17 protein-coding genes, 28 tRNA genes and 3 rRNA genes are annotated in these 26,218 nt (G+C 35.7%); 3 read left to right on the top strand and 45 right to left on the bottom strand.

Features of this window, described 5'->3' with window-relative positions; translation table 11 throughout:
- Positions 1 to 21: 21 nt before the first annotated feature.
- The 38 genes from ACW5YJ_RS06745 to bcp form a co-directional block, all read right to left on the bottom strand.
- A complete protein-coding gene (locus ACW5YJ_RS06745) occupies positions 22 to 744 on the bottom strand; it encodes an amino acid ABC transporter ATP-binding protein (RefSeq protein ID WP_107552076.1) in 723 nt (240 codons plus the stop codon).
- A complete protein-coding gene (locus tag ACW5YJ_RS06740; protein WP_457338602.1) occupies positions 737 to 2,203 on the bottom strand; it encodes an ABC transporter substrate-binding protein/permease in 1,467 nt (488 codons plus the stop codon). Before ACW5YJ_RS06740 ends, ACW5YJ_RS06745 begins: the two co-directional genes overlap by 8 nt.
- Positions 2,204 to 2,495: 292 nt before the next feature.
- Positions 2,496 to 3,563, bottom strand: a complete 1,068-nt coding sequence (locus ACW5YJ_RS06735; protein WP_457338601.1) for a PTS sugar transporter subunit IIC — start codon at positions 3,561 to 3,563, stop codon at positions 2,496 to 2,498.
- Between the two features lie 267 nt (positions 3,564 to 3,830).
- Positions 3,831 to 3,913 (bottom strand) — tRNA-Leu (locus tag ACW5YJ_RS06730).
- A 319-nt stretch (positions 3,914 to 4,232) separates the two neighbouring features.
- Positions 4,233 to 4,619 carry an aspartate 1-decarboxylase gene (panD, locus tag ACW5YJ_RS06725; RefSeq protein ID WP_107552541.1) on the bottom strand — a complete coding sequence of 129 codons (387 nt, stop codon included), beginning with the start codon at positions 4,617 to 4,619 and terminating at the stop codon, positions 4,233 to 4,235.
- 187 nt (positions 4,620 to 4,806) lie between these two features.
- Positions 4,807 to 4,881 (bottom strand) — tRNA-Gly (locus tag ACW5YJ_RS06720).
- Between the two features lie 15 nt (positions 4,882 to 4,896).
- Positions 4,897 to 4,971, bottom strand: a tRNA-Gly gene (locus tag ACW5YJ_RS06715).
- A gap of 15 nt (positions 4,972 to 4,986) precedes the next feature.
- A tRNA-Gly gene (locus tag ACW5YJ_RS06710) sits at positions 4,987 to 5,061 on the bottom strand.
- A gap of 100 nt (positions 5,062 to 5,161) precedes the next feature.
- A tRNA-Cys gene (locus ACW5YJ_RS06705) sits at positions 5,162 to 5,232 on the bottom strand.
- 9 nt (positions 5,233 to 5,241) lie between these two features.
- Positions 5,242 to 5,313, bottom strand: a tRNA-Gln gene (locus tag ACW5YJ_RS06700).
- Positions 5,314 to 5,324: 11 nt separating this feature from the next.
- Positions 5,325 to 5,397, bottom strand: a tRNA-His gene (locus ACW5YJ_RS06695).
- Between the two features lie 2 nt (positions 5,398 to 5,399).
- Positions 5,400 to 5,473: transfer RNA gene (locus ACW5YJ_RS06690), tRNA-Trp, on the bottom strand.
- A 17-nt stretch (positions 5,474 to 5,490) separates the two neighbouring features.
- Positions 5,491 to 5,574, bottom strand: a tRNA-Tyr gene (locus ACW5YJ_RS06685).
- A 6-nt stretch (positions 5,575 to 5,580) separates the two neighbouring features.
- Positions 5,581 to 5,656, bottom strand: a tRNA-Thr gene (locus ACW5YJ_RS06680).
- Between the two features lie 10 nt (positions 5,657 to 5,666).
- Positions 5,667 to 5,739: transfer RNA gene (locus ACW5YJ_RS06675), tRNA-Phe, on the bottom strand.
- 10 nt (positions 5,740 to 5,749) lie between these two features.
- A tRNA-Asp gene (locus ACW5YJ_RS06670) sits at positions 5,750 to 5,825 on the bottom strand.
- Positions 5,826 to 5,833: 8 nt separating this feature from the next.
- Positions 5,834 to 5,907, bottom strand: a tRNA-Met gene (locus ACW5YJ_RS06665).
- Between the two features lie 13 nt (positions 5,908 to 5,920).
- Positions 5,921 to 6,013, bottom strand: a tRNA-Ser gene (locus ACW5YJ_RS06660).
- Positions 6,014 to 6,057: 44 nt separating this feature from the next.
- Positions 6,058 to 6,150, bottom strand: a tRNA-Ser gene (locus tag ACW5YJ_RS06655).
- 9 nt (positions 6,151 to 6,159) lie between these two features.
- Positions 6,160 to 6,233 (bottom strand) — tRNA-Ile (locus ACW5YJ_RS06650).
- A gap of 27 nt (positions 6,234 to 6,260) precedes the next feature.
- Positions 6,261 to 6,334, bottom strand: a tRNA-Met gene (locus tag ACW5YJ_RS06645).
- A 27-nt stretch (positions 6,335 to 6,361) separates the two neighbouring features.
- Positions 6,362 to 6,437, bottom strand: a tRNA-Ala gene (locus tag ACW5YJ_RS06640).
- 18 nt (positions 6,438 to 6,455) lie between these two features.
- Positions 6,456 to 6,529 (bottom strand) — tRNA-Pro (locus ACW5YJ_RS06635).
- A gap of 8 nt (positions 6,530 to 6,537) precedes the next feature.
- A tRNA-Arg gene (locus ACW5YJ_RS06630) sits at positions 6,538 to 6,611 on the bottom strand.
- 17 nt (positions 6,612 to 6,628) lie between these two features.
- Positions 6,629 to 6,714: transfer RNA gene (locus ACW5YJ_RS06625), tRNA-Leu, on the bottom strand.
- A gap of 8 nt (positions 6,715 to 6,722) precedes the next feature.
- Positions 6,723 to 6,797, bottom strand: a tRNA-Gly gene (locus ACW5YJ_RS06620).
- Positions 6,798 to 6,800: 3 nt separating this feature from the next.
- A tRNA-Leu gene (locus ACW5YJ_RS06615) sits at positions 6,801 to 6,882 on the bottom strand.
- 13 nt (positions 6,883 to 6,895) lie between these two features.
- Positions 6,896 to 6,971, bottom strand: a tRNA-Lys gene (locus ACW5YJ_RS06610).
- 7 nt (positions 6,972 to 6,978) lie between these two features.
- A tRNA-Thr gene (locus ACW5YJ_RS06605) sits at positions 6,979 to 7,054 on the bottom strand.
- A gap of 16 nt (positions 7,055 to 7,070) precedes the next feature.
- A tRNA-Val gene (locus ACW5YJ_RS06600) sits at positions 7,071 to 7,146 on the bottom strand.
- 9 nt (positions 7,147 to 7,155) lie between these two features.
- Positions 7,156 to 7,270: ribosomal RNA gene (rrf, locus tag ACW5YJ_RS06595) — 5S ribosomal RNA — on the bottom strand.
- Positions 7,271 to 7,350: 80 nt separating this feature from the next.
- Positions 7,351 to 10,273 (bottom strand): 23S ribosomal RNA (locus tag ACW5YJ_RS06590).
- 190 nt (positions 10,274 to 10,463) lie between these two features.
- Positions 10,464 to 10,539: transfer RNA gene (locus ACW5YJ_RS06585), tRNA-Ala, on the bottom strand.
- 20 nt (positions 10,540 to 10,559) lie between these two features.
- Positions 10,560 to 10,636: transfer RNA gene (locus ACW5YJ_RS06580), tRNA-Ile, on the bottom strand.
- 103 nt (positions 10,637 to 10,739) lie between these two features.
- Positions 10,740 to 12,292, bottom strand: a 16S ribosomal RNA gene (locus ACW5YJ_RS06575).
- The 16S, 23S and 5S rRNA genes sit together here with 27 tRNA genes alongside, the layout of an rRNA operon.
- Positions 12,293 to 13,154: 862 nt before the next feature.
- Entirely contained in the window at positions 13,155 to 13,607 is a 453-nt protein-coding gene (perR, locus tag ACW5YJ_RS06570; RefSeq protein ID WP_457338600.1) for a peroxide-responsive transcriptional repressor PerR, read from the bottom strand.
- A gap of 94 nt (positions 13,608 to 13,701) precedes the next feature.
- A complete protein-coding gene (locus ACW5YJ_RS06565; RefSeq protein ID WP_457338599.1) occupies positions 13,702 to 14,652 on the bottom strand; it encodes a phosphoglycerate dehydrogenase in 951 nt (316 codons plus the stop codon).
- A gap of 6 nt (positions 14,653 to 14,658) precedes the next feature.
- Positions 14,659 to 15,114 carry a thioredoxin-dependent thiol peroxidase gene (gene bcp, locus ACW5YJ_RS06560; protein ID WP_017722823.1) on the bottom strand — a complete coding sequence of 152 codons (456 nt, stop codon included), beginning with the start codon at positions 15,112 to 15,114 and terminating at the stop codon, positions 14,659 to 14,661.
- 82 nt (positions 15,115 to 15,196) lie between these two features.
- On the opposite strand from bcp, the gene ACW5YJ_RS06555 reads away from it, so the two are divergent.
- A complete protein-coding gene (locus ACW5YJ_RS06555; RefSeq protein WP_017722822.1) occupies positions 15,197 to 16,486 on the top strand; it encodes a glutamate-1-semialdehyde 2,1-aminomutase in 1,290 nt (429 codons plus the stop codon).
- A 64-nt stretch (positions 16,487 to 16,550) separates the two neighbouring features.
- Entirely contained in the window at positions 16,551 to 17,645 is a 1,095-nt protein-coding gene (locus ACW5YJ_RS06550) for an FUSC family protein (protein WP_017722821.1), read from the top strand.
- Positions 17,646 to 17,727: 82 nt separating this feature from the next.
- On the opposite strand, the gene ACW5YJ_RS06545 is transcribed toward ACW5YJ_RS06550, so the two are convergent.
- The 3 genes from ACW5YJ_RS06545 to mutY all read right to left on the bottom strand — a co-directional run bounded on the left by ACW5YJ_RS06545 (position 17,728) and on the right by mutY (position 21,328).
- The gene (locus ACW5YJ_RS06545; RefSeq protein WP_017722820.1) at positions 17,728 to 19,464 is read right to left on the bottom strand and encodes an ABC transporter ATP-binding protein; all 1,737 of its coding nucleotides are present in this window, start codon (positions 19,462 to 19,464) and stop codon (positions 17,728 to 17,730) included.
- Between the two features lie 207 nt (positions 19,465 to 19,671).
- On the bottom strand, positions 19,672 to 20,214 hold the full coding sequence (ntdP, locus tag ACW5YJ_RS06540; RefSeq protein ID WP_017722819.1) for a nucleoside tri-diphosphate phosphatase: 543 nt from the start codon (positions 20,212 to 20,214) through the stop codon (positions 19,672 to 19,674).
- Positions 20,215 to 20,281: 67 nt separating this feature from the next.
- Positions 20,282 to 21,328 (bottom strand): A/G-specific adenine glycosylase, encoded by a 1,047-nt coding sequence (mutY, locus tag ACW5YJ_RS06535; protein ID WP_457338598.1) that lies wholly within the window; start codon positions 21,326 to 21,328, stop codon positions 20,282 to 20,284.
- Between the two features lie 122 nt (positions 21,329 to 21,450).
- Here mutY and ACW5YJ_RS06530 point away from each other — a divergent pair, with 122 nt between their 5' ends.
- On the top strand, positions 21,451 to 22,428 hold the full coding sequence (locus ACW5YJ_RS06530; protein ID WP_017722817.1) for a metal-dependent hydrolase: 978 nt from the start codon (positions 21,451 to 21,453) through the stop codon (positions 22,426 to 22,428).
- 164 nt (positions 22,429 to 22,592) lie between these two features.
- Here ACW5YJ_RS06530 and ACW5YJ_RS06525 read toward each other — a convergent pair whose 3' ends face one another.
- Genes ACW5YJ_RS06525 through recX form a run of 4 tightly spaced genes read right to left on the bottom strand, consistent with a single transcriptional unit; the run spans position 22,593 to position 26,100 of the window.
- Positions 22,593 to 23,432, bottom strand: coding sequence for a sugar ABC transporter permease (locus ACW5YJ_RS06525; protein WP_107551934.1), 840 nt, complete (start codon positions 23,430 to 23,432; stop codon positions 22,593 to 22,595).
- A gap of 9 nt (positions 23,433 to 23,441) precedes the next feature.
- The gene (locus tag ACW5YJ_RS06520) at positions 23,442 to 24,974 is read right to left on the bottom strand and encodes an ATP-binding cassette domain-containing protein (RefSeq protein WP_107551933.1); all 1,533 of its coding nucleotides are present in this window, start codon (positions 24,972 to 24,974) and stop codon (positions 23,442 to 23,444) included.
- A gap of 15 nt (positions 24,975 to 24,989) precedes the next feature.
- Complete coding sequence (locus tag ACW5YJ_RS06515) at positions 24,990 to 25,304, bottom strand: YfhH family protein (RefSeq protein ID WP_017722814.1); 315 nt, start codon at positions 25,302 to 25,304, stop codon at positions 24,990 to 24,992.
- Entirely contained in the window at positions 25,282 to 26,100 is an 819-nt protein-coding gene (gene recX / locus ACW5YJ_RS06510; RefSeq protein WP_017722813.1) for a recombination regulator RecX, read from the bottom strand. The genes ACW5YJ_RS06515 and recX overlap by 23 nt, the downstream gene beginning before the upstream one ends.
- Positions 26,101 to 26,218 lie beyond the last annotated feature (118 nt).

Here is a 26,218-nt window from a genome sequence, read left to right as displayed (position 1 = left end):
CTACCTGGCTTTAACAAAAATTTATAATACTCTACTTAAGAAGTTTTTAGTTCTTTCATGTTGTTGTTGCTCAAATATTTCTTCCGGAGTACCTGATTCAACGATAACACCATCTGCCATAAATACTACTTTATCACTCACATCTCTAGCAAAATTCATTTCATGAGTTACAACAACCATTGTCATACCTTCTTTTGCAAGATCTTTCATAACTTTCAAAACATCACCAACCACTTCTGGGTCTAATGCTGAAGTAGGTTCGTCAAAAAGTAAAACTTCTGGATTCATGGCTAATGCTCTAGCAATAGCAACCCTCTGTTTTTGTCCACCTGACAATTGTGAAGGATATGCATCAGCTTTATCACTTAATCCTACTTTATCTAGTAATTCCTGAGCTTGTTCCTTTAAATTACTTTGCTTGTCTTTTTTTAATAAACTTGGGGCTAAAATGATATTATCTATTACTTTTTTATGTGGGAATAGGTTGAAGTTTTGAAATACCATCCCCATTTGTTGACGTAATTTTTCTAACTCTGTATTTTTACTCGTTAAGCTATGATCTTTAAATATAACCTCACCACTTGTAGGTGTTTCTAATAAATTCATACAACGCAGCAATGTACTTTTCCCACTACCTGAAGGTCCAATGATAGCTACAACTTCTCCCTGATTCACTGACATATCAATACCTTTTAAAACTTCATTTTTACCAAAAGTTTTATATAAATTTTTAATATTAATCACTAACTTTCATTCTCCCTTCAAAGAAATACATCACTCTAGATAGTGTGAATGTAAGTATAAAGTATAAGACTGCTGCCACTAATAATGGTGTGAATGGATCAAATGAAGCACCTTGTACTACTTGAGCGTTAAACATGATTTCACTTACACCTATTACAGAAACAATTGATGATTCTTTAATTACAGTTACAAATTCATTACCTAACGCTGGTAATATCTTTTTAATCGCTTGAGGTAATATAACTGTTTTCATAGTTTGACCGTAAGTAAGCCCTAAACTACGTGCAGCTTCCGTTTGTCCTTTATCTACCGCGTTAATTCCTGCTCTTATTATTTCGGCAATATAAGCAGAACAGTTAATTACAAGCGCAATCATACCGCAAATTAAAGCTGAAATATCTAAACCAAGCATCGCTGTGGTACCAAAATAAACTAAAAATACTTGTACTAACAATGGCGTACCTCTTAAAAATTCAATATAAGCTGAAGCTATCCATCTAAGTACTTTTATCTTACTAAGTTTTATTAATGCTATAATAGCTCCAAAAACAGTCCCTAATAACACTCCCACAATTGAAATTAAAATAGTGTTTTGAATACCTTTTAAGAAAAAGTTGCCATACTTGCTAAAGAAGTTACCATCATCTTTCTTCATTGCTTCTGCAGCTGAATCTTTATAATCTGCAATTAAGTTTTTATCCTTAACTTCTTTAATACTAGAATTTAATTTTTCCATTAATTTAGGAGCGTTTTTTGGTGCAGCAATTGCAGTACTTTTAGTTCCTTCATTAAATTTCACTCCATCAGCAAAAGTTAAATCTTTATTTTGTTTTAAATACGCTTCTGCCACTGGGCCTTCAATGACCATGCCGCTAACTTTTCCACTTTTTAATGACATGATGACTTCTGGAACTCTAGTCAGTGATTGAATTTGAGCATTTTCAATATCTGATTGAGCGATTTTTTCCTGTTGCGTTTGCTTTTGAACCCCTATTTTTTTATTAGTAAAATCATCAATAGTTTTTAAGTTATCAGTATCGGATTTTTTTATAATCATTTTTTGTTGAACCGTCATATAAGGATCAGAAAAGTCTACTTCCTTTTTACGTTCTGGTGTAGGTGTCATACCAGAAATAATTAAATCTACTTTCCCAGTTTTAATAGCTCCCAGTAAACTATCAAATTGCATATTTACAATTTTTAATTTTAAATCATTGTCCTTTGCTACTTTTTTAGCTAATTCAATATCTATTCCCGCGTATTCAGTTTTGCCATTAACATTATGTTCGAATTCATAAGGTGCATAATCCGCGGACAAACCGACTCTTAACTCACCACGCTCTTTTATTTTTTCCCATTGATCATCTTGCGCTTGTGCATGAGCTGTAGGGTTTATATAACTTATTATGGCACTAAAAATAATTATAAATACCATAAAGCTTTTTAATATGTATTTCATTTTCGTATCCCCTCTCTATAATATCAATTATTATACACAATAACGTAATATTATTCAACAGCAAATTTAAAAATTATTGTTATATCGCACTTCCTTTAATTAAAATAAATTATTATGCAAAAAATATGTATAAAAAAAGCGGTTAGAAATCAAAATTTTAGTAATGATTTCCTAAACCGCCCTATTAAGCACCTCAAAGAGTGATATAACATATACTTTCCTTTATTTTGGTATAGGTATAAGTATATGCAAAATTTAAATTATTTGTTTTAGTTTATAGCGTTTGATACGCCTATTGTCTCGGGATTTCGAATCTGTAAATTTCATCAGAATATTTACCAATGAATTTTTTACATAATTCATGTACAAAAAACGCTGATACAAAAGGTATGATAAAGTAACCAAAAACAAGTAGAATAATGTTGGTCGTCGGATCTCCATCCATACGATTAAATGCGTTTATTGGTCCTACAAGGCCTGTATATCCAAATCCAGCAGACATTGGTGTGCCATGTATACCTATGAAATAAGCAATCAAGCCACCAATTATACCGTTTATAGTTAATGGAACTGCAATAATTAAATGTTTAAAATAAACCGGTATCATCATTTTTGCAGCACCGATTATTAGAACTAAATTCACGCCAGCGCTATTAACTCTAATTGAACCAAATAAAAATGTTACACACGCAGCAACTATCCCCATATTTGCAGCCCCACTTCCTAATCCTGATAAACCTATGGCAGTTGCAATAGCTACAACAGATATTGGCGTTACCATTAATAATGAATAAGTAATACAAATTAATATCGACATTAACATTGGATTAAGTTCTGTAAACGAACTAACAAAATGCCCTAAACCTTTAGTAACATTTGATACGTAACTTAGCGTATATAATCCAATAACGCCACTTATTACAGGTATTAACACTGGTAAAATAATCATTTCTAATGAACCTAGTTTATCGCGTAATAATAAATATAAAAAACATGCAACAATAACGACGAGAATAGTGTTTATAATATCACCGATACCATTTAACACAAATCCTCCAGCTGTAATTTTCACGGCACCACTACCTAACATAGCAGAGACACCAACCATTGCAGCACCTGCACCATTAAACTTAAATTGATGTGCTGCCAAAACGCCAATGATAAATGCCATAAATGACTGAATTAATACTACAAGTTGATATATTGATTCTAGTAATTGATTACCATCTTTAAAAAACTTTAATAACTCTCCTAATAATGCATTAGGTAATAAAGCAATTACTACTCCTGCACCAACAGCTTGTAAAATATTACTAAAAAATTGTTTTCCATTTGATTCTGAACTTTTATACTTAACCATCAAATTATGTCCTCCAAATATAACATTAGACTAATAATATTACACATTGTATTAAACTACAATATTAACTTAAGCATAGTAATAATTAATTTTAAAGGTTCTATAAGTATAGAGATTTACAAAAAAACTTCTATATTAATAAAAGAAATGACATATGACTAAATTTAAAATACAATATTTAAATTTACTTCTATTTAAACTTAAAGAAAGTAAAAAAAAAAGAAACATCATTAAATGATGTTTCTAAAGTGTTAGTTATTTTATTAGTACCGGCGGTCGGGATCGAACCGACACTCCAAAAAGGAACGGGATTTTGAGTCCCGCGCGTCTGCCAATTCCGCCACGCCGGCTCAATAGCTCATACGAGACTATTTATTAATCATCATTTATATCTGTAAATATTATACAACTTCTAAATGGCATAAATACATTATATTACTAACTACATTTGTCGTCAATAGATTTATTAAATAAACCTGTAATTGCTAGGTTTAAGTACAATAATTTAAAATGTAAATTGTAAATTTTGTCACTATTCAACTTCAAAGCTTTAAGCATAATAACTTAGATAAATGTTAAAAATTAAGTAAAAGTTAAAATCTATAAAACATGAATTTCCTCTATATAATTATATAGAGGAATTAAAAAGATCAAAGTAAAATATTAATGCTAATCAGTTATGACTTCACTCTCAACTTCATGAATCATTTGTGTAATTTGATTATATTCATTCAAAACAGCAACTTTTGGGGCATGTGTAGAAAGCTCTTCTTCCTTCAGTTGAACATAACTCATAATGATTACCACATCATCCACTTCAACTAATCTAGAGGCCGCGCCATTCAAACAAATCTTACCACTACCTCGTTCACCTTCAATCACATATGTTTCAAACCTTGCCCCATTATTATTATTTACAATAGCTACTTTTTCATTAGGTAATATATCAACTGCTTCTAATAAATCTTTATCTATAGTAATACTACCTACATAGTTTAAATTTGATTCCGTAACTCTCGCTCTATGAATTTTTCCATTCATCATTGTTCTAATCATTATATACAATCTCCTACCACAAAATATTTATAATAATGTATGTTGTTTAAATTAATAGTACAAAATACTATTATGATTATTCATATTACCATATTATATAGAAATTGCTACAAATATTAGAATTTAAAATAAGATTACATGTTAAGACAAAAAAGATATAAAAAAACTTCCCATAAGGAAGAATAAATGGAGCGGAAGATAGGACTTACACCTATATCTCATTCCAGGAAGGAATGTGTTCTGAGAGTTGAACTACTCCCGCTTAATTATTAAATTATGGAGCGGAGGATAGGACTTACACCTACACCACGTTCCGGGAAGGAACGTATTCTGAAAGTTGAAATACCCCCGCTTAATTACTAAATTATGGAGCGGAAGATAGGACTTACACCTATACCTCATTCCGGGAAGGAATGTGTTCTGAGAGTTGAACTACTCCCGCTTAATTATTAAATTATGGAGCGGAAGATAGGACTTACACCTATACCACGTTCCGGGAAGGAACGTATTCTGAAAGTTGAAATACTCCCGCATTTTGATGAAGGCGGCAACCGGATTTGAACCGGTGATAAAGGTTTTGCAGACCTCTGCCTTACCACTTGGCTATGCCGCCAATAAAAAACTGGGCTAGCTGGATTCGAACCAGCGCGTGATGGAGTCAAAGTCCATTGCCTTACCGCTTGGCTATAGCCCATTAATATAGAGGGCGGATGATGGGAATCGAACCCACGAGTGTCGGAACCACAATCCGATGCGTTAACCACTTCGCCACAACCGCCATGGCAGGGGCAGTAGGAATCGAACCCACATCAAAGGTTTTGGAGACCTCTATTCTACCGTTGAAATATGCCCCTATTAAATTAAAAATAAATGGTGGAGGGGGGCAGATTCGAACTGCCGAACCCGAAGGAGCGGATTTACAGTCCGCCGCGTTTAGCCACTTCGCTACCCCTCCTAAGAATGGTGCCGGCCAGAGGACTTGAACCCCCAACCTACTGATTACAAGTCAGTTGCTCTACCAGTTGAGCTAGGCCGGCTTGCATAAAATGGTTCAGGACAGAATCGAACTGCCGACACATGGAGCTTCAATCCATTGCTCTACCAACTGAGCTACTGAACCATAATTAAAATGGCGGTCCCGATGGGATTCGAACCCACGATCTCCTGCGTGACAGGCAGGCGTGTTAACCGCTACACTACGGGACCTTTAAAAATTGCGGGAGGCGGATTTGAACCACCGACCTTCGGGTTATGAGCCCGACGAGCTACCGAACTGCTCCATCCCGCGATAATAATATTAATGGCGGAGGAAGAGGGATTCGAACCCCCGCGAGCCGTTAAGCTCCTGTCGGTTTTCAAGACCGATCCCTTCAGCCGGACTTGGGTATTCCTCCACAAATATTAGCTAAAATTAAATTATATTCAATTATGATAAAAATGGCGGAGGAAGAGGGATTCGAACCCCCGCGGGCCGTTAAGCCCCTGTCGGTTTTCAAGACCGATCCCTTCAGCCGGACTTGGGTATTCCTCCAAAATTATATGGACCTTGCAGGATTCGAACCTGCGACCGAACGGTTATGAGCCGTTAGCTCTGACCAACTGAGCTAAAGGTCCTAAATATAATTTACAACTAATAATTAGTGGCGGTGGAGGGGATCGAACCCCCGACCTCACGGGTATGAACCGTGCGCTCTAGCCAGCTGAGCTACACCGCCGTTGTATTTATGTTGTATTATTAAATATGGTGGAGACTAGCGGGATCGAACCGCTGACCTCCTGCGTGCAAAGCAGGCGCTCTCCCATCTGAGCTAAGCCCCCATATATATTTTAGGTTTATCGGGAAGACAGGATTCGAACCTGCGACCCCTTGGTCCCAAACCAAGTGCTCTACCAAGCTGAGCTACTTCCCGTAAATTAATGCGCCCAATAGGGGTCGAACCTATAACCTCTTGATTCGTAGTCAAGTACTCTATCCAGTTGAGCTATGGGCGCATAATTTTATAGGATTATGCCGAGGACCGGAATCGAACCGGTACGGTGATCTCTCACCGCAGGATTTTAAGTCCTGTGCGTCTGCCAGTTCCGCCACCCCGGCAAAAATAATGGAGCAGAAGACGGGATTCGAACCCGCGACCCCGACCTTGGCAAGGTCGTATTCTACCGCTGAACTACTTCTGCATATGCGGGTGAAGGGAGTCGAACCCCCACGCCGTAAGGCGCTAGATCCTAAGTCTAGTGCGTCTGCCAATTCCGCCACACCCGCGATATTAAAATAATGGTGAGCCATAGTGGGCTCGAACCACTGACCCTCTGATTAAAAGTCAGATGCTCTACCAACTGAGCTAATGGCTCTTTAAAATGGTGCCGGCCAGAGGACTTGAACCCCCAACCTACTGATTACAAGTCAGTTGCTCTACCAGTTGAGCTAGGCCGGCTATTAAAAGTAATAAATGGTGGAGGATGACGGGTTCGAACCGCCGACCCTCTGCTTGTAAGGCAGATGCTCTCCCAGCTGAGCTAATCCTCCATATAAATTGCCTGGCAACGTCCTACTCTTGCGGAACGTAAGTCCGACTACCATCGGCGCTAAAGAGCTTAACTTCTGTGTTCGGCATGGGAACAGGTGTGACCTCTTTGCCATTGTCACCAGACAATGAAATGTATGAAATTATACATTCAAAACTAGATAGTAAGTAAAATATGATTTAACCAAAACAAAACAATTTAAAATTTGATTAAGTCTTCGATCGATTAGTATTCGTCAGCTCCACATATCGCTATGCTTCCACCTCGAACCTATTAACCTCATCATCTTTGAGGGATCTTATAACCGAAGTTGGGAAATCTCATCTTGAGGGGGGCTTCATGCTTAGATGCTTTCAGCACTTATCCCGTCCATACATAGCTACCCAGCGATGCCGTTGGCACGACAACTGGTACACCAGAGGTATGTCCATCCCGGTCCTCTCGTACTAAGGACAGCTCCTCTCAAATTTCCTACGCCCACGACGGATAGGGACCGAACTGTCTCACGACGTTCTGAACCCAGCTCGCGTACCGCTTTAATGGGCGAACAGCCCAACCCTTGGGACCGACTACAGCCCCAGGATGCGATGAGCCGACATCGAGGTGCCAAACCTCCCCGTCGATGTGAACTCTTGGGGGAGATAAGCCTGTTATCCCCGGGGTAGCTTTTATCCGTTGAGCGATGGCCCTTCCATGCGGAACCACCGGATCACTAAGTCCGTCTTTCGACCCTGCTCGACTTGTAAGTCTCGCAGTCAAGCTTCCTTATGCCTTTACACTCTATGAATGATTTCCAACCATTCTGAGGAAACCTTTGAGCGCCTCCGTTACTCTTTAGGAGGCGACCGCCCCAGTCAAACTGCCCATCTGACACTGTCTCCCACCATGATAAATGGTGCGGGTTAGAAATCCAACACAGCGAGGGTAGTATCCCACCAACGCCTCCACGTAAGCTAGCGCTCACGTATCTCAGGCTCCTACCTATCCTGTACAAGCTGTGCCGAATTTCAATATCAGACTACAGTAAAGCTCCACGGGGTCTTTCCGTCCTGTCGCGGGTAACCTGCATCTTCACAGGTACTATGATTTCACCGAGTCTCTCGTTGAGACAGTGCCCAAATCGTTACGCCTTTCGTGCGGGTCGGAACTTACCCGACAAGGAATTTCGCTACCTTAGGACCGTTATAGTTACGGCCGCCGTTTACTGGGGCTTCGATTCGTAGCTTCGCAGAAGCTAACCACTCCTCTTAACCTTCCAGCACCGGGCAGGCGTCAGCCCCTATACATCACCTTACGGTTTAGCAGAGACCTGTGTTTTTGATAAACAGTCGCTTGGGCCTATTCACTGCGGCTCTCCTGGGCGTTAACCCTAAAGAGCACCCCTTCTCCCGAAGTTACGGGGTCATTTTGCCGAGTTCCTTAACGAGAGTTCGCTCGCTCACCTTAGAATTCTCATCTTGACTACCTGTGTCGGTTTGCGGTACGGGCACCACAATTCTAGCTAGAGGCTTTTCTCGGCAGTGTGAAATCAACGACTCGAGGAAACAATTTCCTCTCCCCATCACAGCTTGACCTTAAGAGTGCCGGATTTGCCTAACACTCAGTCTTACTGCTTGGACGTACAATCCAATAGTACGCTTCGCCTATCCTACTGCGTCCCCCCATCGCTTAAAACGAATTATGGTGGTACAGGAATATCAACCTGTTATCCATCGCCTACGCCTATCGGCCTCAGCTTAGGACCCGACTAACCCAGAGCGGACGAGCCTTCCTCTGGAAACCTTAGTCAATCGGTGGACGGGATTCTCACCCGTCTTTCGCTACTCACACCGGCATTCTCACTTCTAAGCGCTCCACATGTCCTTGCGATCATGCTTCAACGCCCTTAGAACGCTCTCCTACCATTGTCCTTACGGACAATCCACAGCTTCGGTAATATGTTTAGCCCCGGTACATTTTCGGCGCAGTGTCACTCGACTAGTGAGCTATTACGCACTCTTTAAATGATGGCTGCTTCTAAGCCAACATCCTAGTTGTCTGGGCAACGCCACATCCTTTTCCACTTAACATATATTTTGGGACCTTAGCTGGTGGTCTGGGCTGTTTCCCTTTCGAACACGGACCTTATCACCCGCGTTCTAACTCCCAAGTTAAATTGATTGGCATTCGGAGTTTGTCTGAATTCGGTAACCCGATAAGGGCCCCTCGTCCAAACAGTGCTCTACCTCCAATAATCATCACTTGAGGCTAGCCCTAAAGCTATTTCGGAGAGAACCAGCTATCTCCAGGTTCGATTGGAATTTCTCCGCTACCCACAACTCATCCGCTCACTTTTCAACGTAAGTCGGTTCGGTCCTCCATTCAGTGTTACCTGAACTTCAACCTGGTCATGGGTAGATCACCTGGTTTCGGGTCTACGACCAAATACTCAACGCCCTATTCAGACTCGCTTTCGCTACGGCTCCACATTCACTGCTTAACCTTGCATCAAATCGTAACTCGCCGGTTCATTCTACAAAAGGCACGCCATCACCCATTAACGGGCTCTGACTACTTGTAAGCACACGGTTTCAAGTTCTATTTCACTCCCCTTCCGGGGTACTTTTCACCTTTCCCTCACGGTACTGGTTCACTATCGGTCACTAGAGAGTATTTAGCCTTGGGAGATGGTCCTCCCGGATTCCGACGGAATTTCTCGTGTTCCGTCGTACTCAGGATCCACTCAAGAGTGAATAAACTTTCGACTACAGGATTATTACCTTCTTTGATTCATCTTTCCAGATGATTCGTCTAGTTTATTCTTTTGTAACTCCGTATAGAGTGTCCTACAACCCCAACAAGCAAGCTCGTTGGTTTGGGCTCTTCCCGTTTCGCTCGCCGCTACTCAGGGAATCGATTTTTCTTTCTCTTCCTGCGGGTACTAAGATGTTTCAGTTCTCCGCGTCTACCTTCAGATATGCTATGTATTCACATATCGATAACATGACATAACTCATGCTGGGTTTCCCCATTCGGAAATCTCTGGATCAAAGCTTACTTACAGCTCCCCAAAGCATATCGTCGTTAGTAACGTCCTTCATCGGCTTCTAGTGCCAAGGCATCCACCGTGCGCCCTTAATAACTTAATCTTTTTTGACTTTCAACACGAACAAGTCGGTTGAAAACCCAAAATGTTATTAATCTGTGAGTGTTCTTTCGAACACTAGCGATTATTTCTTTTTGAATTCAAAGCTTGTTAAAAAACTCTAATTCACTCGGTTTTGCTTGGTAAAATCATAAATTTTACTTACTTATCTAGTTTTCAATGTACAAATTTTATGGTGGAGACTAGCGGGATCGAACCGCTGACCTCCTGCGTGCAAAGCAGGCGCTCTCCCATCTGAGCTAAGCCCCCATAAAAATATTCAAATCTAATGGTGGGCCTAAGTGGACTCGAACCACCGACCTCACGCTTATCAGGCGTGCGCTCTAACCAGCTGAGCTATAGGCCCATTCCGATATGAATACTCTAATGAGCATTCAAAACTGAATACAATATGTCAATGTTATTCCTGTTTCATCTTCGTAAGAAGATGTTTCCGAATATATCCTTAGAAAGGAGGTGATCCAGCCGCACCTTCCGATACGGCTACCTTGTTACGACTTCACCCCAATCATTTGTCCCACCTTCGACGGCTAGCTCCATAAATGGTTACTCCACCGGCTTCGGGTGTTACAAACTCTCGTGGTGTGACGGGCGGTGTGTACAAGACCCGGGAACGTATTCACCGTAGCATGCTGATCTACGATTACTAGCGATTCCAGCTTCATGTAGTCGAGTTGCAGACTACAATCCGAACTGAGAACAACTTTATGGGATTTGCATGACCTCGCGGTTTAGCTGCCCTTTGTATTGTCCATTGTAGCACGTGTGTAGCCCAAATCATAAGGGGCATGATGATTTGACGTCATCCCCACCTTCCTCCGGTTTGTCACCGGCAGTCAACCTAGAGTGCCCAACTTAATGATGGCAACTAAGCTTAAGGGTTGCGCTCGTTGCGGGACTTAACCCAACATCTCACGACACGAGCTGACGACAACCATGCACCACCTGTCACTTTGTCCCCCGAAGGGGAAAGCTCTATCTCTAGAGTTTTCAAAGGATGTCAAGATTTGGTAAGGTTCTTCGCGTTGCTTCGAATTAAACCACATGCTCCACCGCTTGTGCGGGTCCCCGTCAATTCCTTTGAGTTTCAACCTTGCGGTCGTACTCCCCAGGCGGAGTGCTTAATGCGTTAGCTGCAGCACTAAGGGGCGGAAACCCCCTAACACTTAGCACTCATCGTTTACGGCGTGGACTACCAGGGTATCTAATCCTGTTTGATCCCCACGCTTTCGCACATCAGCGTCAGTTACAGACCAGAAAGTCGCCTTCGCCACTGGTGTTCCTCCATATCTCTGCGCATTTCACCGCTACACATGGAATTCCACTTTCCTCTTCTGCACTCAAGTTTCCCAGTTTCCAATGACCCTCCACGGTTGAGCCGTGGGCTTTCACATCAGACTTAAGAAACCGCCTACGCGCGCTTTACGCCCAATAATTCCGGATAACGCTTGCCACCTACGTATTACCGCGGCTGCTGGCACGTAGTTAGCCGTGGCTTTCTGATTAGGTACCGTCAAGACGTGCACAGTTACTTACACATTTGTTCTTCCCTAATAACAGAGTTTTACGAGCCGAAACCCTTCATCACTCACGCGGCGTTGCTCCGTCAGGCTTTCGCCCATTGCGGAAGATTCCCTACTGCTGCCTCCCGTAGGAGTCTGGACCGTGTCTCAGTTCCAGTGTGGCCGATCACCCTCTCAGGTCGGCTACGTATCGTCGCCTTGGTAAGCCGTTACCTTACCAACTAGCTAATACGGCGCGGGTCCATCTATAAGTGATAGCAAAACCATCTTTCACTTTAGAACCATGCGGTTCCAAATGTTATCCGGTATTAGCTCCGGTTTCCCGAAGTTATCCCAGTCTTATAGGTAGGTTACCCACGTGTTACTCACCCGTCCGCCGCTAACGTCAAAGGAGCAAGCTCCTTATCTGTTCGCTCGACTTGCATGTATTAGGCACGCCGCCAGCGTTCATCCTGAGCCAGGATCAAACTCTCCATAAATGAATTATGATGTTTGATTAGCTCATAAAATACTAATTTGTGTTATCTCTAACACTTGTTTTGAACCAACAATTTAATGTTGTATTCGGAATTAACGTTGACATATTGCAATTCAGTTTTCAATGTTCATTAATGTGTTACAAGAAATTATTTTATCATTAAGTTTTTGTTAAGTCAATGATAAATTTTTAATTTTTTCGTTAAGTTTGTTTCGTTTTCCTCAACTCAACATTTACTATTATATAACTTACAAATGATATTCACAAGCGTTAATTTTACACTTTTTAAAATTCATTTTGTTTCAATTGATGTTGCAATGCGTCTTGTTTTGACGACTTTTATATAGTATCAAGATTATTCCATATCGTCAATAATTATTGCGAATCTTTTTAGTTGAATTTTACCTTTATATTCACTATTTAGTAAATAGATGTACAGGTTTTTAAAATGGTGTAATAACATTGTATAACTAATTACACATTTTGTTGTAATTTCTCATCCTCCTAGTAAGTAAATGTATTTTTATATACGATCTATCTCCTATATTTTAAATAATCATATATTTTTAATAATACTTGTTTCTACTTATAGAAAGAATTGAAAATAAAAAGAAACCGAGATATCAGATATCTCGGTTTCTAGCTTTGTACAAGACAACAACTAACTGGTACAAGTTGAACTTATTTAACAGTCCATTTAATTGATAAACAATTAGAAGCTTAAAGATGCTAAATATCAATTTCAAACATAATTAGTTTTCTCTGTGCATAAAAAGTAAATTATTTCCATAATATGTTTACTTACTTTCAATTTAGTTTCTTCATAGCTATTAAATTAATCATTACTTCAACTATGGTTACGATTATTCTTCTTTATCTTGGCAATCTTTGCATAAACCATAAATTTCCATACGATGATGCGTTACATTAAAGTCTGTTACGTGTTGGGCTAATTGTTCTACCTCATCTAGTTGTGGATAATGAAAGTCTACGATTTTACCACAATCTTCACATATAACATGGTAGTGATTGTGTGTACTGAAATCAAAACGGCTTGATGAATCTCCATACGGTAATTCTTTAACTATCCCTATTTCTTTGAAGACACGTAAATTATTATATATAGTAGCAACACTTATATTTGGAAAATCAGGTGAAAGTGCTTGATAAATTTCATCGGCTGTAGGATGTGACTCTGAAGCAATTAAGAATTTAAGAATTGCTTGTCTTTGTGGAGTTATTCTCACGCCATTATTTCTTAAAGATGCAATTGAATCTTCTAGTTGATGTTCAACTGTTTCCATCTCTGCACTCATTTCCCTCACCATCTTTCTATTTAAGAATTATTATTACTTAATATTAATATAACTGTTAAATTAGGGAAATGTCAATATTCTTAGTCTAAACTCGTTAATATCCACTCTTTGGATCAACCAAATTCTCAATTAGCTTATTATTATTGAGAATAGATGTTAGGTTTTCAATAAAAATCTCTGTTACTTCTGCTTTGTTTTCTGAGTTATTACCAGTAATATGAGCTGTAATTGTAACATTCTCTAATTCATATAGTGGGTTTTCAGAAGTTAATGGTTCATTTTCAAATACATCTAAATATGCATGTCTAATCAATTTTTCATTTAAAACTTCAACTAAAACTTCTTCTTTTACGATAGTTCCCCTACCTACATTAATAAATAATGCTTCGTTTTTCATCAATTCAAAATGATTTTTTGTGAGTAGATGTATTGTTTCATTTGTTTCGGGGAGTGTGTTAACAATAATATCCGCTTCAGATATAACTTTCTTTAAATCTTTAATAGCATATGTTTTACTAAAGCCATCTACATCATGAGCACTTGTATTTATCCCAAGTACTTCCATATTCATAGTATTAGCTATTTTAGCGGTATTTTGTGCGATACTGCCTGTACCTAGAAATAATATACGTTGGCCACTTAATCTTTTACCACTCATTTTTGAATCATAATGCTTATTAATTTGATTTAAATAGGAAGTTCTCATTTTTTTATAATCATCTAAGATATATGCAAAGATAAACTCTGACATCTGTTTTGCATGTACACCTTTACCATTTGTAAGTTTTATATTATTTTCGTCAATAAATTTTAACGGAAGTATATTGACACCTGTAGAGTACCAGGCTATCCATTTTAAATTTGGACAATCACTTAAAAATGCAGCATCTAAGTCACTATCGTAACCAAACAATATATCTAAAGTTTGTTTATCTTCAGCATTGATGCTAGAAACACCCTTTGTAAATACAAAGTCGACATTGGGAAAGCGTTCAATTAAATCGGTTTCTAGATCATCCATCCTCATTAAGCTTACAGCTTTCATTTTAAATCACCCCAATATATCTTTTAGTTCTTCTATTTGAGTTTTCACTTTAACTTTATTAATCACATCTATAATAATCCCATTTTCATCTAAAACAAAAGTAGTTCTTACAATACCCATAGACTCTTTACCAAAAGATTTCTTCAATTGGTATACACCAACTTCTTCAGAAAGCTTATAATCTTCGTCTACCAATAAATCAAAATTCAACTCTAACTTATTACTAAAATTTTGGTGTTTCTTTTTACTATCTCCACTAATTCCATAAACATTTACATTTAATTCATTGAACATTTCAAGGTTGTCTCTAAAATCACAAGCTTCTGTAGTACATGTGGGTGTATTATCCCTCGGGTAAAAATAAAGCACAGCCTTTTTACCTTTAATACTTTCATTTGATATTAACTCACCATTCTGGTTTTCTAATTCAAATTTTGGAAACTGACTTCCTTTTTTTAACATTTCATTCACCCTATTTCTTTTTATTCTTTAATTTATGATACGATAATAGACGCAAATATTAAATAAAAAGAGGTTGATAACTATGAAATTTACTGAAAGTGAAAATCTTCAGAAATTATCTGATGAATATATTTTAGGTGGTGTTAATTCACCTTCACGTTCATATAAAGCAGTTGGCGGTGGTGCACCAGTAATGATGCGTTCTGGACAAGGCGCATATCTTTATGATGTAGATGGAAACAAATATATTGATTACTTACAAGCATATGGTCCTATTATCACTGGGCATGCTCACCCACATATTACTAAAGCGATTCAAGAACAAGCAGCATTAGGCGTGTTATATGGGACGCCTACTGAATTAGAAATTGAATTCGCCAAGAAATTACGTGGAGCAATTCCTTCATTAGAGAAAATTAGGTTTGTTAACTCTGGTACCGAAGCTGTAATGACTACTATACGTGTTGCACGTGCTTATACCAATCGAACAAAAATCATCAAGTTTGCCGGACAATATCACGGACACTCAGATTTAGTATTAGTAGCTGCTGGTAGCGGTCCATCACAATTAGGCTCTCCTGATTCTGCTGGTGTACCTTTAAGTGTTGCTCAAGAGGTTATTACTGTGCCTTACAATGATATTGACGCTTACAAAGAAGCTATAGATTATTGGGGCGACGAAATTGCTGCAGTTCTTGTTGAACCGGTTGTCGGAAATTTTGGTATGGTGAAACCACAACCCAACTTCTTAGAACAAGTGAATGAAATATCACATAACAATGGTAGTTTAGTAATATATGATGAAGTGATAACTGCGTTTAGATTCCATTTTGGCGGAGCTCAAGATTTGTATAACGTTTATCCTGATTTAACTGCGTTTGGCAAAATTATCGGAGGCGGTCTACCAATTGGTGGATACGGTGGTAAACAAGACATCATGGAACAAGTTGCCCCATTGGGACCTGCATATCAAGCTGGTACGATGGCTGGAAATCCTTTATCTATGAAAGCAGGTATTGCGTTATTAGAAGTACTAGAACAAGAAGGTGTTTATGAAAAATTAGATTACTTAGGTAAACGTTTAGAAGATGGCCTTCTTTCATTAATAGAAAAGCATAATATCACAGCGACAGTTAATAGAGTATATGGTGCTTTGACACTCTATTTTACAGAAGAAACTGTAGTCCACTATGATCAGGCGGAAAATTCTGACGGAGAGGCATTCGCTAAATTCTTTAAATTGATGCTAAATCAAGGTATAAACCTAGCACCTTCTAAATTCGAAGCTTGGTTCTTAACAACGGAACATACTGAAGAAGAAATAGATATAACATTAAAAGCAGCTGATTACGCTTTTAGTCAAATGAAATAAACTTGAATTTTAGCTCCAATCATTGTATAACAAGTATAAATACATTTATTAAGGAGCGGTACATTTGAAATTAGGAGCCCGTATTCTCAAGACAGGTATAGCCATTATACTTGCTTTGTTTATCGCTTCTCTATTACCTGATGAAGCTGGTTTAAAAGCAATCGCTGGAGTCAGTGCAGTCGTTGCTATGCAACCAAGCGTTTTTCGATCTATAAAAACTGTTTCTGACCAAGCGCTTGGTAATGTCGTTGGCGCATTACTTGCTGTAGCAATGGTTACGGTATTTGGAGATAACGTCATAATTATGGGTGTTACTGTCATACTTTTAATTGCTATACTTTTCCGTTTCAATTTAGCACATGTTGCTACATTAGCGAGTGTTACAGCGTTAATTATTATGGGACAGCACTCAGGAGATTTTTATGTTTCTGCATTTTATAGATTTGTACTAGTTATGATTGGTGTAATTAGTTCTTCAACAGTTAATCTATTATTCTTACCACCAAAATTTGAATCGAAAATTTATTACAACTCCTTGAATATATGTTCTGATATTTTTGTATGGTTTAAACTCGTATTGAACGATACATCAGAATATCATCATATTAAAGAAGATAGAGGTGTAATAAGCGGTCGTATTAAGAGACTTGAACAAACATTTAGTTATTATGAAGAAGAACGACCATTTACTAAAAAACAAGTATATGCGCAAAATCGTAAAAAGATTCTTTTTAAAGAAGTCGTCCGCAGTACTCGTCATGCATATGAGGTACTAAAAAAAATGAATCGCTATCAAAACGATTTACACAATTTAAATCATGAGTTATTACTACAAATTAAATTAGAACTAGATACACTAATTGCATATCATGAACAAATATTTATAAGTCTATCTAAAAAAGCTAAATATGATGTCAGTCAATTTGATAGTCAAATAGAGAATCCACAGAAAAAAGAACTTATGGATGCTTTCCAAAAAGAAATAATTAAAAACCCATATCAAACGGTATACTCCTATGCTAATATTATGCAAATTATATCTGCTATAGAAGAATATCGCTATACACTAGAACACTTAGACAGATTACGCATCAGTTTCTTCTCATATCATAATAACGATAATGAAATTGATATTTTAGATGAAGATTTCGATTTATAAAAAAAGCCCAAGGTTGTGTTATTACAACAACCTCGGGCTTTTTTATATCATTTATTTAAATCAGCAGCAGAAAAGTAGCATTTTATAGATTTTGTATACTATAAAGGTGTTCATAAGCACCTCTTTTAGCTAATAACGCTTCATGTGTGCCTATTTCGACAATCTCTCCGTTTTCAACTACCACAATTTTATCAGCATGCGTAATAGTTGAAAGTCTATGTGCCACTATCAATGTCGTACGATTTTCACTTAAAATATTTAATGCATCCTGTATAATAGATTCACTCTCTAAATCTAATGCACTTGTAGCTTCATCTAAAATAATAATAGGTGGGTTGTTTAAGAAAATACGAGCGATAGATACGCGTTGCTTCTGCCCTCCGGAAAGTTTTACGCCTCTTTCTCCAACTTCTGTATCATAGCCTTCAGATAATTCCATGATAAAGTCATGAGCGTTTGCCATTTTGGCAGCTTTTATTACTTCTTCATCTGTGGCATCAGGACGACCTAATAAGATATTCTCTTTTATTGTATCTGAAAACAAGATGTTATCTTGTTGGACTAAACCTATTTGATTTCTTAAACTTCCAGTTAAATATGATTTGATGTTGGTTCCATCAATTTTTATTTCACCATCTGTTACATCGTAGAACCTTGGAATCAAATTGATTAAAGTAGATTTTCCTCCACCACTCATACCAACAAATGCCACAGTTTCACCTTGATTAATTTCTAAATTTATATTATTTAAAATTGTTGACTCTTCTGAGTTATATTTAAAACTTACATCATTTAACTCTATATGACCTTTATTAATTTCAATTGGTAATGCACCTTTTTTATTTTTAATGTCATAACCTTCATCCATTAATTGGAAAACACGGTCCATTGAAGCAAAACTTTGTGTCAATGTTGTAAATGAAGATACAAGTCTACGTAACGGACCAAATAATTGTTCTAAATAGCCGACAAATGCAGCCAATGTCCCAACAGTTATTGAGCCATTGATAGCTAAAAATGCACCTGAGCCAATAACAATTAACGGCCCTATATCAGTTACTGTATTAATCGCTGAGAAGGAGTAAGCATTCCAACGTGTATGATTAAATGCTCTTTGCAAGAAATTACGGTTATGTTTATCAAAATTTTGCGCTTCATTATCTTCAATGGCAAAACTTTTAATAACAGACATACCTTGTACACGCTCATGTAAAAAACCTTGAACTTCCGCTAATGCTTGTGATCTCTTTCTAGTTAAACTTCTTAAACGACCGAAGAAAAAGTAAACAGTTAGTATATACACCGGGAAAATCACAAGTGCTGCTAGTGTTAATTTAACATCTAAGAAAAACATAATGGAAAGTGCAATCACAATGGTGATACAGTCCAACCAAATATTCATCAATCCTGTTAAAATAAAATCTTTTGTTTGCTCGACATCATTGATTACTCTAGATATAACCTGTCCTGCTTGGTTATTTGCATAAAATCTAGCACTTAATGCTTGTAAATGGTTATAAAGTCTTCTGCGTATATCATATAAAATCTTATTGCTTGTCCACTGTGCTAAATATTGTCTTAAAAATTCAATTGGTGGTCGTACAATTACAAAAATAAACACTGCAATCCCCAAAGCAATAGCTAATCTTGTAAATTTCTCTTCTACCGAAATTGAATTATTATTAATAATATCGTCAATAACGTATTTTATTAATAATGGAATCAACATCGGAATCCCAAATTTTAAAATACCAACAAGTATCGTAGCAATGATTCGCCATTTATATGGTTTTACAAATTGTAAATATCTACGAATCATATATTTCATTCCTCCCCCAAACTTGATAGCAAATGAAACAGCCTACATTGAGCTATCAACGAGGCTGTAGTAAACGCGTTATCTTGGTTTGTTTATCATTTCATTCGCGCGCATACGATTATTTATATCAAACATGTTTTGCCATGCCTAAATAGCTCATACGCATATCACTATAAATGATAATGTAATTAAAAACATTAAATGTGCTTAATAATTTCTAATTTTTTTATATCGTTCACGCCAAACTTTTATAAAATCGGGAGCAAACGGACCTTTCTTCTGTTCAATCCATTGTTGTAAAATATCAACATTACGTCTTAAAATCACATCGATATCTGAAGAATAATTCATTTGTCTCATATGCTGTTCATACTCATCTTCATCTAATAAATGATACTTACCGTTTGGATAAACTTTAATATCTAAATCATAGTCAATGTATTTTAACGCCTCTTCATCACAAACAAACGGTGATGACAAGTTACAATAATAATACACACCATCTTCTCTAAACATACATATAACATTAAACCAATATTCAGAATGGAAATAAACAATTGCTGGTTCTCTAGTTATCCATGTGCGACTATCACTTTCAGTAACAAGCGTATGATCATTTCCACCAATTACAACATGTTCCGTACCTTTTAATATAGTAGTTTCAGACCAAACACGATGTATATTACCATCATGTTTATAACTTTGAATCTTAATTGTCTGACCTTCTTTAGGTATGGATTCTTTTACCATGCTCCACACCACCTTTTCTTAATTTCACAATATAAATTATAACATAAGTATGGATTCAACAACGAGTCTAACCATGTGTTGAAATGAATTTAAATATTTTCGACATACTCACAGGAAAATTAAACAATTCTTTCTCATTAACGTGCATCCATGTCATATTTTCAGGCAAATTAACATCCATTTTATTAATTACTTTATCCGCTAAGTATACTTCAATATCCCATGTAATATGAGTAAATTGATGTTTCAATTTATAAATAGGTGCTTGGGAAAATTGAAGATTTGTATTTAGTTTCGTATTAATATTTTCTGCTTCATCCGCCTCATACATTGGAAATTCCCACATATTATTTAACAATTTCTGCATTCTTTTTTCTATTAGTAATTGATCATCTTCATTTCTAACAATGTATACATGTTGCTTTACATGTTTCTTTTTAATTTTTGTTGTTTTTACAGGCAAGTCCTCGACAGTCCCTTTTTCAAATGCTTCACAATTCTCTTGTACAGGACAAAATAAACACAGTGGATTTTTAGGGGCGCAAACTAAAGCTCCTAATTCCATCATAGCCTGATTAAATGTACCAGAATCTTGTTCAACATATGGTTGTAATTCTTTTTCATATGCTTTTCTTGTTGATTGCAATTTAATATCTTTAGTATCATTATTTAACCTTGACCATACTCTAAAGACATTACCGTCTACAGTTGCTAAAGGTAAATTAAATGCAATACTCATCACTGCGGCTTGTGTATACGGTCCCACGCCCTTCAATTCACCAAATACTTCTGGTGAATTAGGCACTTGTCCACGATAGTTTTCATGGACGTCTTTAATTGCAGTATGAAAATTTCTCGCTCTACTATAATAACCTAAACCTTCCCAATACTTTAGCACTTCATCTTCTTCTGCATTACTTAAATCTTCAATTGTAGGAAAACGGTTAATAAATCTATGATAATAATCTATAACTGTTTTTACTTGTGTTTGTTGCAACATGACTTCACTTAACCAGATATAATAAGGATTTGAAGTTTCTCTCCATGGCATTTCACGTTGATTGGTTTCAAACCATGTTACAAGATTGTTTTTAAATTTCTGTTCATTAAACATTTTCCACATCTCTTTCTTTAGTTTAGTAAAAGTTTTTTATGATTAACATAGTATGTTATTTTTAAAATTATGCATATTCGATTATAATGAATATAATATTGACATGAAAAGAGTGAATACTTATGGATACAGGAACACATATAGTCATGGGTATCGGACTCACTGCATTAGCTACCCAAGACCCAGCTATGGCTGGTTCTTTTGCAGCAACAGCTACAACGTTAGTAGTTGGTTCATTAATACCTGATGGTGACACGGTTTTTAAATTAAAAGATAATGCTACTTATATATCCAATCATAGAGGGATAACACATTCAATACCTTTTACAATTCTATGGCCTTTATTAATCACACTTTTCATTTTCACATTTTTTAAAAATGTAGATACCACACATGTTTGGTTATGGGCTCAACTTGCTGTATTTCTTCATGTATTTGTTGATATCTTCAATTCTTATGGTACGCAAGCCCTTAGACCCATTACTAATAAATGGATTCAGTTAAGCGTAATCAATACTTTTGATCCTATTATTTTCATATTATGGTGCGTAGGAATATTATTTTGGCTAATTGGTATCCATCCATATGTCGCTTTCTTCCCTATCATCGCTATTCTTGTAGTATATTATATGATACGTTTTAGAATGCAAGCGATAATTAAACAACAAGCATTGAAACAAATCAAGCAAGAACATAATCCTGTAAAAGTTTTTGTAGCACCAACTATTCGTTTTATGCAATGGCGCGTTGCTATTCAAACTGAAAAACACGATTATGTAGGAAGAAGTTATGGACGTAATATAGTCTTCAGTGATAAAGGTAAACGGCAGTCATTTCCTAATGATGATTTAATGCAATATGTAAAAAATGATAAAAACATAAGAACTTTCCTTAATTTTTCCTCTATTTATCGTTGGCAAGCCAAAAAATTAGAGGATGGTACTACTGAAATAAGGCTAGTTGATTTACGCTATTTAAAAAATGGTCACTATTCTTTTGTTGCTATTGCTCACTTAGATAAAAATATGCAGATAGACCATTCATACATTGGTTGGGTATTTAGCGAAGATAAATTACAACGTAAATTATTTGCAAAGTAAAAATCAATATTTCATTAATAAAACTGGAGGCACACGTTATTTTTTAACGGTTGCCTCCAGTTTTCTGTTTCATTTACAAATATTATTTTTAAAACAACGAAAATAATACTTTAAATTAGAAATCATTTATAATTTGAATTTTTCATACTATTAAGGTTATACATTTAATATTCTGGTGTATGTTGTTCTTCTTCATTTTGTTGGTTTTCTTGTGTTGTCTCTTCCTTATTTGAAAGTGATTCCGCGTAAACATATTTTTTATATGCTATTATTCTATACAATGCATAGATAAATACACACATAATTGCTAAAAACAAAACAAAATATAAATGATATGGAATATTATTCAAACTCAATGCGCCTAACACTACAGATTGTGAAATACCTTCAACCAAATAGAACAAAGGGTTCAACATTAAAATATGCGACCATATAGAGGTGTCACTATTAGGAATAAAAATAATTGGTACAGTAAAGAACATAATGAATGTAACAACATAGAATATGATATCAACTTTACTTTGTATGATTGAAATTAAACCTAAAAGAGTAGATATAACTACTATAAACAGCATAGTCATAACAACATAAAATAATGCCGAATAAATAGAACTTTCAATATTAACAGGCGTTGCTAAGATAATAATTATGAGTGTAATAAACATAGTTATACTTGTAACAATCGCAATAAGAACATTTTGGTAAATAGGGTTTAAATTAAATAATTTCACTATAAAATAATCGTCTTTAAATGTGTTATAGCTTTGGTATATCGCAACCCAAATAAACACAAAACAGACTAATGAAGATAATCTAAAATAACCACGTGCTTGCTTAATTTCTTCAGTACCACTTAAATGAAATATCAACATCATTATAAGTAACATAGCAATGCTTACCATAAACGGTATTACTAACCACATCCACTTTGACTTCAAACGATGATATGCATGTTTCATTAAATATGGCGTATTTTTAAAATAGCTAATCATACTATCAATCATCTTTTACACCTACAATTCAATATAAATCCATTTATTATTCTTTAAATCTGCCATGAAAAAACCATCGCCTGATTTAGTAATCCAGAAATTATTTTCAATATCAAATTTATCTTTCAATTCTTTTTTATCTTTAATAGGGAAAGTGAAACCAGTTAATTTATTTTGATCGTCAAAAATCATAGCAATTGGTTGTTGTACAATTGGTACATTAAAGCGATTATCTTTCCCGTTTTCAGGTACAAGTGAGTCTGTTACTTTATTATGCTTTTTATGCAAATGACTGTTAAAAAACTCATTGTAATTACTATAATTTGTATGCATATACGGTGATAATGATTTCAAGCTATGCTCTTCAAATAATCCCGCTGGGTCAAAATAGCGTAATTTATTTTTGGCAATTTTATAATTGGTATTATCTACAACAACACGGTAGTTTTTAGAATTTTCACCAGTGATAGTGACGAATGAATATTGATCTGCATTCATTTTCTTACCATTTTTCATGTTCTCTAAATTAACAGCATCATTTAATACAATGCCATACGCCAATTTCTCTTCATATGGATTTTTCTGTTGATTTTGAATAGAAGCCTGGTCTTGATTTTCACCAATCTCAAGTTTACCTAAATCATTAAACATCAATAATGCCATAAATAACAGACCCATAAAGAAAACCGTAAACAAAGTCCAAAAACGAACCAATGCAACAGGTGGCTTCGCATGTTTATAACGTTCAATTCTTCTAAAATTGTAAGTCAATTCTGGAATTCTTGTTCTACTTTTTTTCCAGTCCACATCAAAATTATCTTTCTCTTCTTCACTCTTTAATGATTGTCTATCCTTTTCATGTTCTTTAAACATAGGCAATACTTGTTTGATTGAACCTTCCATTCTTAATTGTCCGTGAGAAATCCATGCTAAATAATTACTAGCTCTTGAAATACGATTTATATCATCATCTATCATAACTATTGTTAAGTTATTATTTATGTATTCATCTGTTAATTCAATTGCTTTTTCAAAATAACTTTCATCCAAATTATGTAAGATTTGATTCATGATAATAATGCTAGCTTTAGACGTTCTAGCTAACGTAAATTGCAATTGAGCATACTGTTGATCGGTTAGAGAGTTAATTGGTGCATTTGTTACATCATGAAGATGTGAAAACTTTATTATTTGTTCTACTTTATGTTCAGAAGTGTTGTATTGGAATAATGTAATTGCATTTTTTACATAATCACTTACCGATAAAGATAACAACGATTTATCTTCGATATCCGCGAAAAACATATCTGTCTTTCTCACAACTTTACCCTTATCTGGTTTGATTTCACCACTCAACAAACGACCTATCAATGATTTAGAGGAATCGATTTCACCAATTATACCTAAGGCTTCACCTTGATAGATATGTAGGTTAATATTATTCAATTCTATATCTTCTGCATCATAACCAAAGGGTTGATACCATTTTTTGGATTTTCTATTTCTATAATAATGCGTTACATTCAGTAACTTTAATATAATTGAACTACCCATCCTATCTTCATCCTTCTATAATTTTAATAATGCAATAGGTAAACCTTCTTCAGGTTCTGCACTTTTAATTCTAAAGCCCCATGCAAATACACCTTTTAATCTTTCAACTTTAAAATAGTTTCCTGTACCATCATTTAATTTGTATATTTTTCCTAGTTCAATTTTTGTTCTATCAACTAAGTAGCTTTCTGCAATTATAACTTTACTTTGATAGACATCATATTCATTTAAAATACCATTCATTTCTGCTTTTCTCATTTTTTCTTTGTAACCTTGAATTTCGTGACGTAATTCTATTTCACTCATTTCACTCAATTTCTTCTGTTCCATCGACAATACCACTCTCTTCTAATTTACCTTTAATTTTATCATATTTATAGCCTTTTCTCATGAGACCTTCAATCGTTTTATTAATCAATTTTCTGCCCGAATATTTTCTAGACTGTTTGTTATATACTTTCTCTAATTCTTGTTGTAATAAACCATCTAATTCTTCTTCTGGCTGAGAAAAATCCAATTCATCTATAACTTCTTTAATTTTTTCAAATGAGTATCCTTTTTGCATTAATGACTGAGTTAATTTTTCTTTTCTCTTTACTACTGGACCTTTTTTTTGCTTTAAAATCTTATTCGCTACTTTAACAACCGCTTCTAATGGTTGTTCTGCTTCATATTTGTCTACATAATCATCTATGATAATTTGCTCGACACCAGCTTCACGTAATTTTTCTTTGAATATACCTGGACCTTTGTCAGTAGTTAAAATCATAGTGTTTTTTAAGCTATTAGCGTAATCGTTATGGTCAATCAAACGTTGATCATGACAGTATTCTATTACCTTTGCTATTACAGATTCTGAAACTTCTTTTTTTTGTAAATGTTGTATAACTTCATGATCTGTTCTTTTCCGATAAGATATATATTGAATCGCTGTATTTACAGCTTGTCTATATTGATCATAATTTTGAATTTTTTCCATATCTTGCGCTTCGACAATTTGGCCTTTTTTTAAATTGAAATGAATATACGTGTCCATATCTATACCCATTTCAAATTCGCCATCTAAATATAAATTAAAGCGCTCTTTATTCTTTTTCTGAACTTCTATTTTAGTAATTTTAGGCATAATCCTCACTCCACTTATTAGGATAACTTATATTGTTTATTAATGGAATTATAGTGTCTAGCATATTTAAAATTAATTTTAATTCATAATATGTATTACTAAATTATAACATTAATAA

This window comes from Staphylococcus sp. mip270_02, from assembly GCF_054031535.1.
Note: the sequence above shows the minus strand (reverse complement) of the source record. Positions and strands in the feature narration are given on the sequence as shown.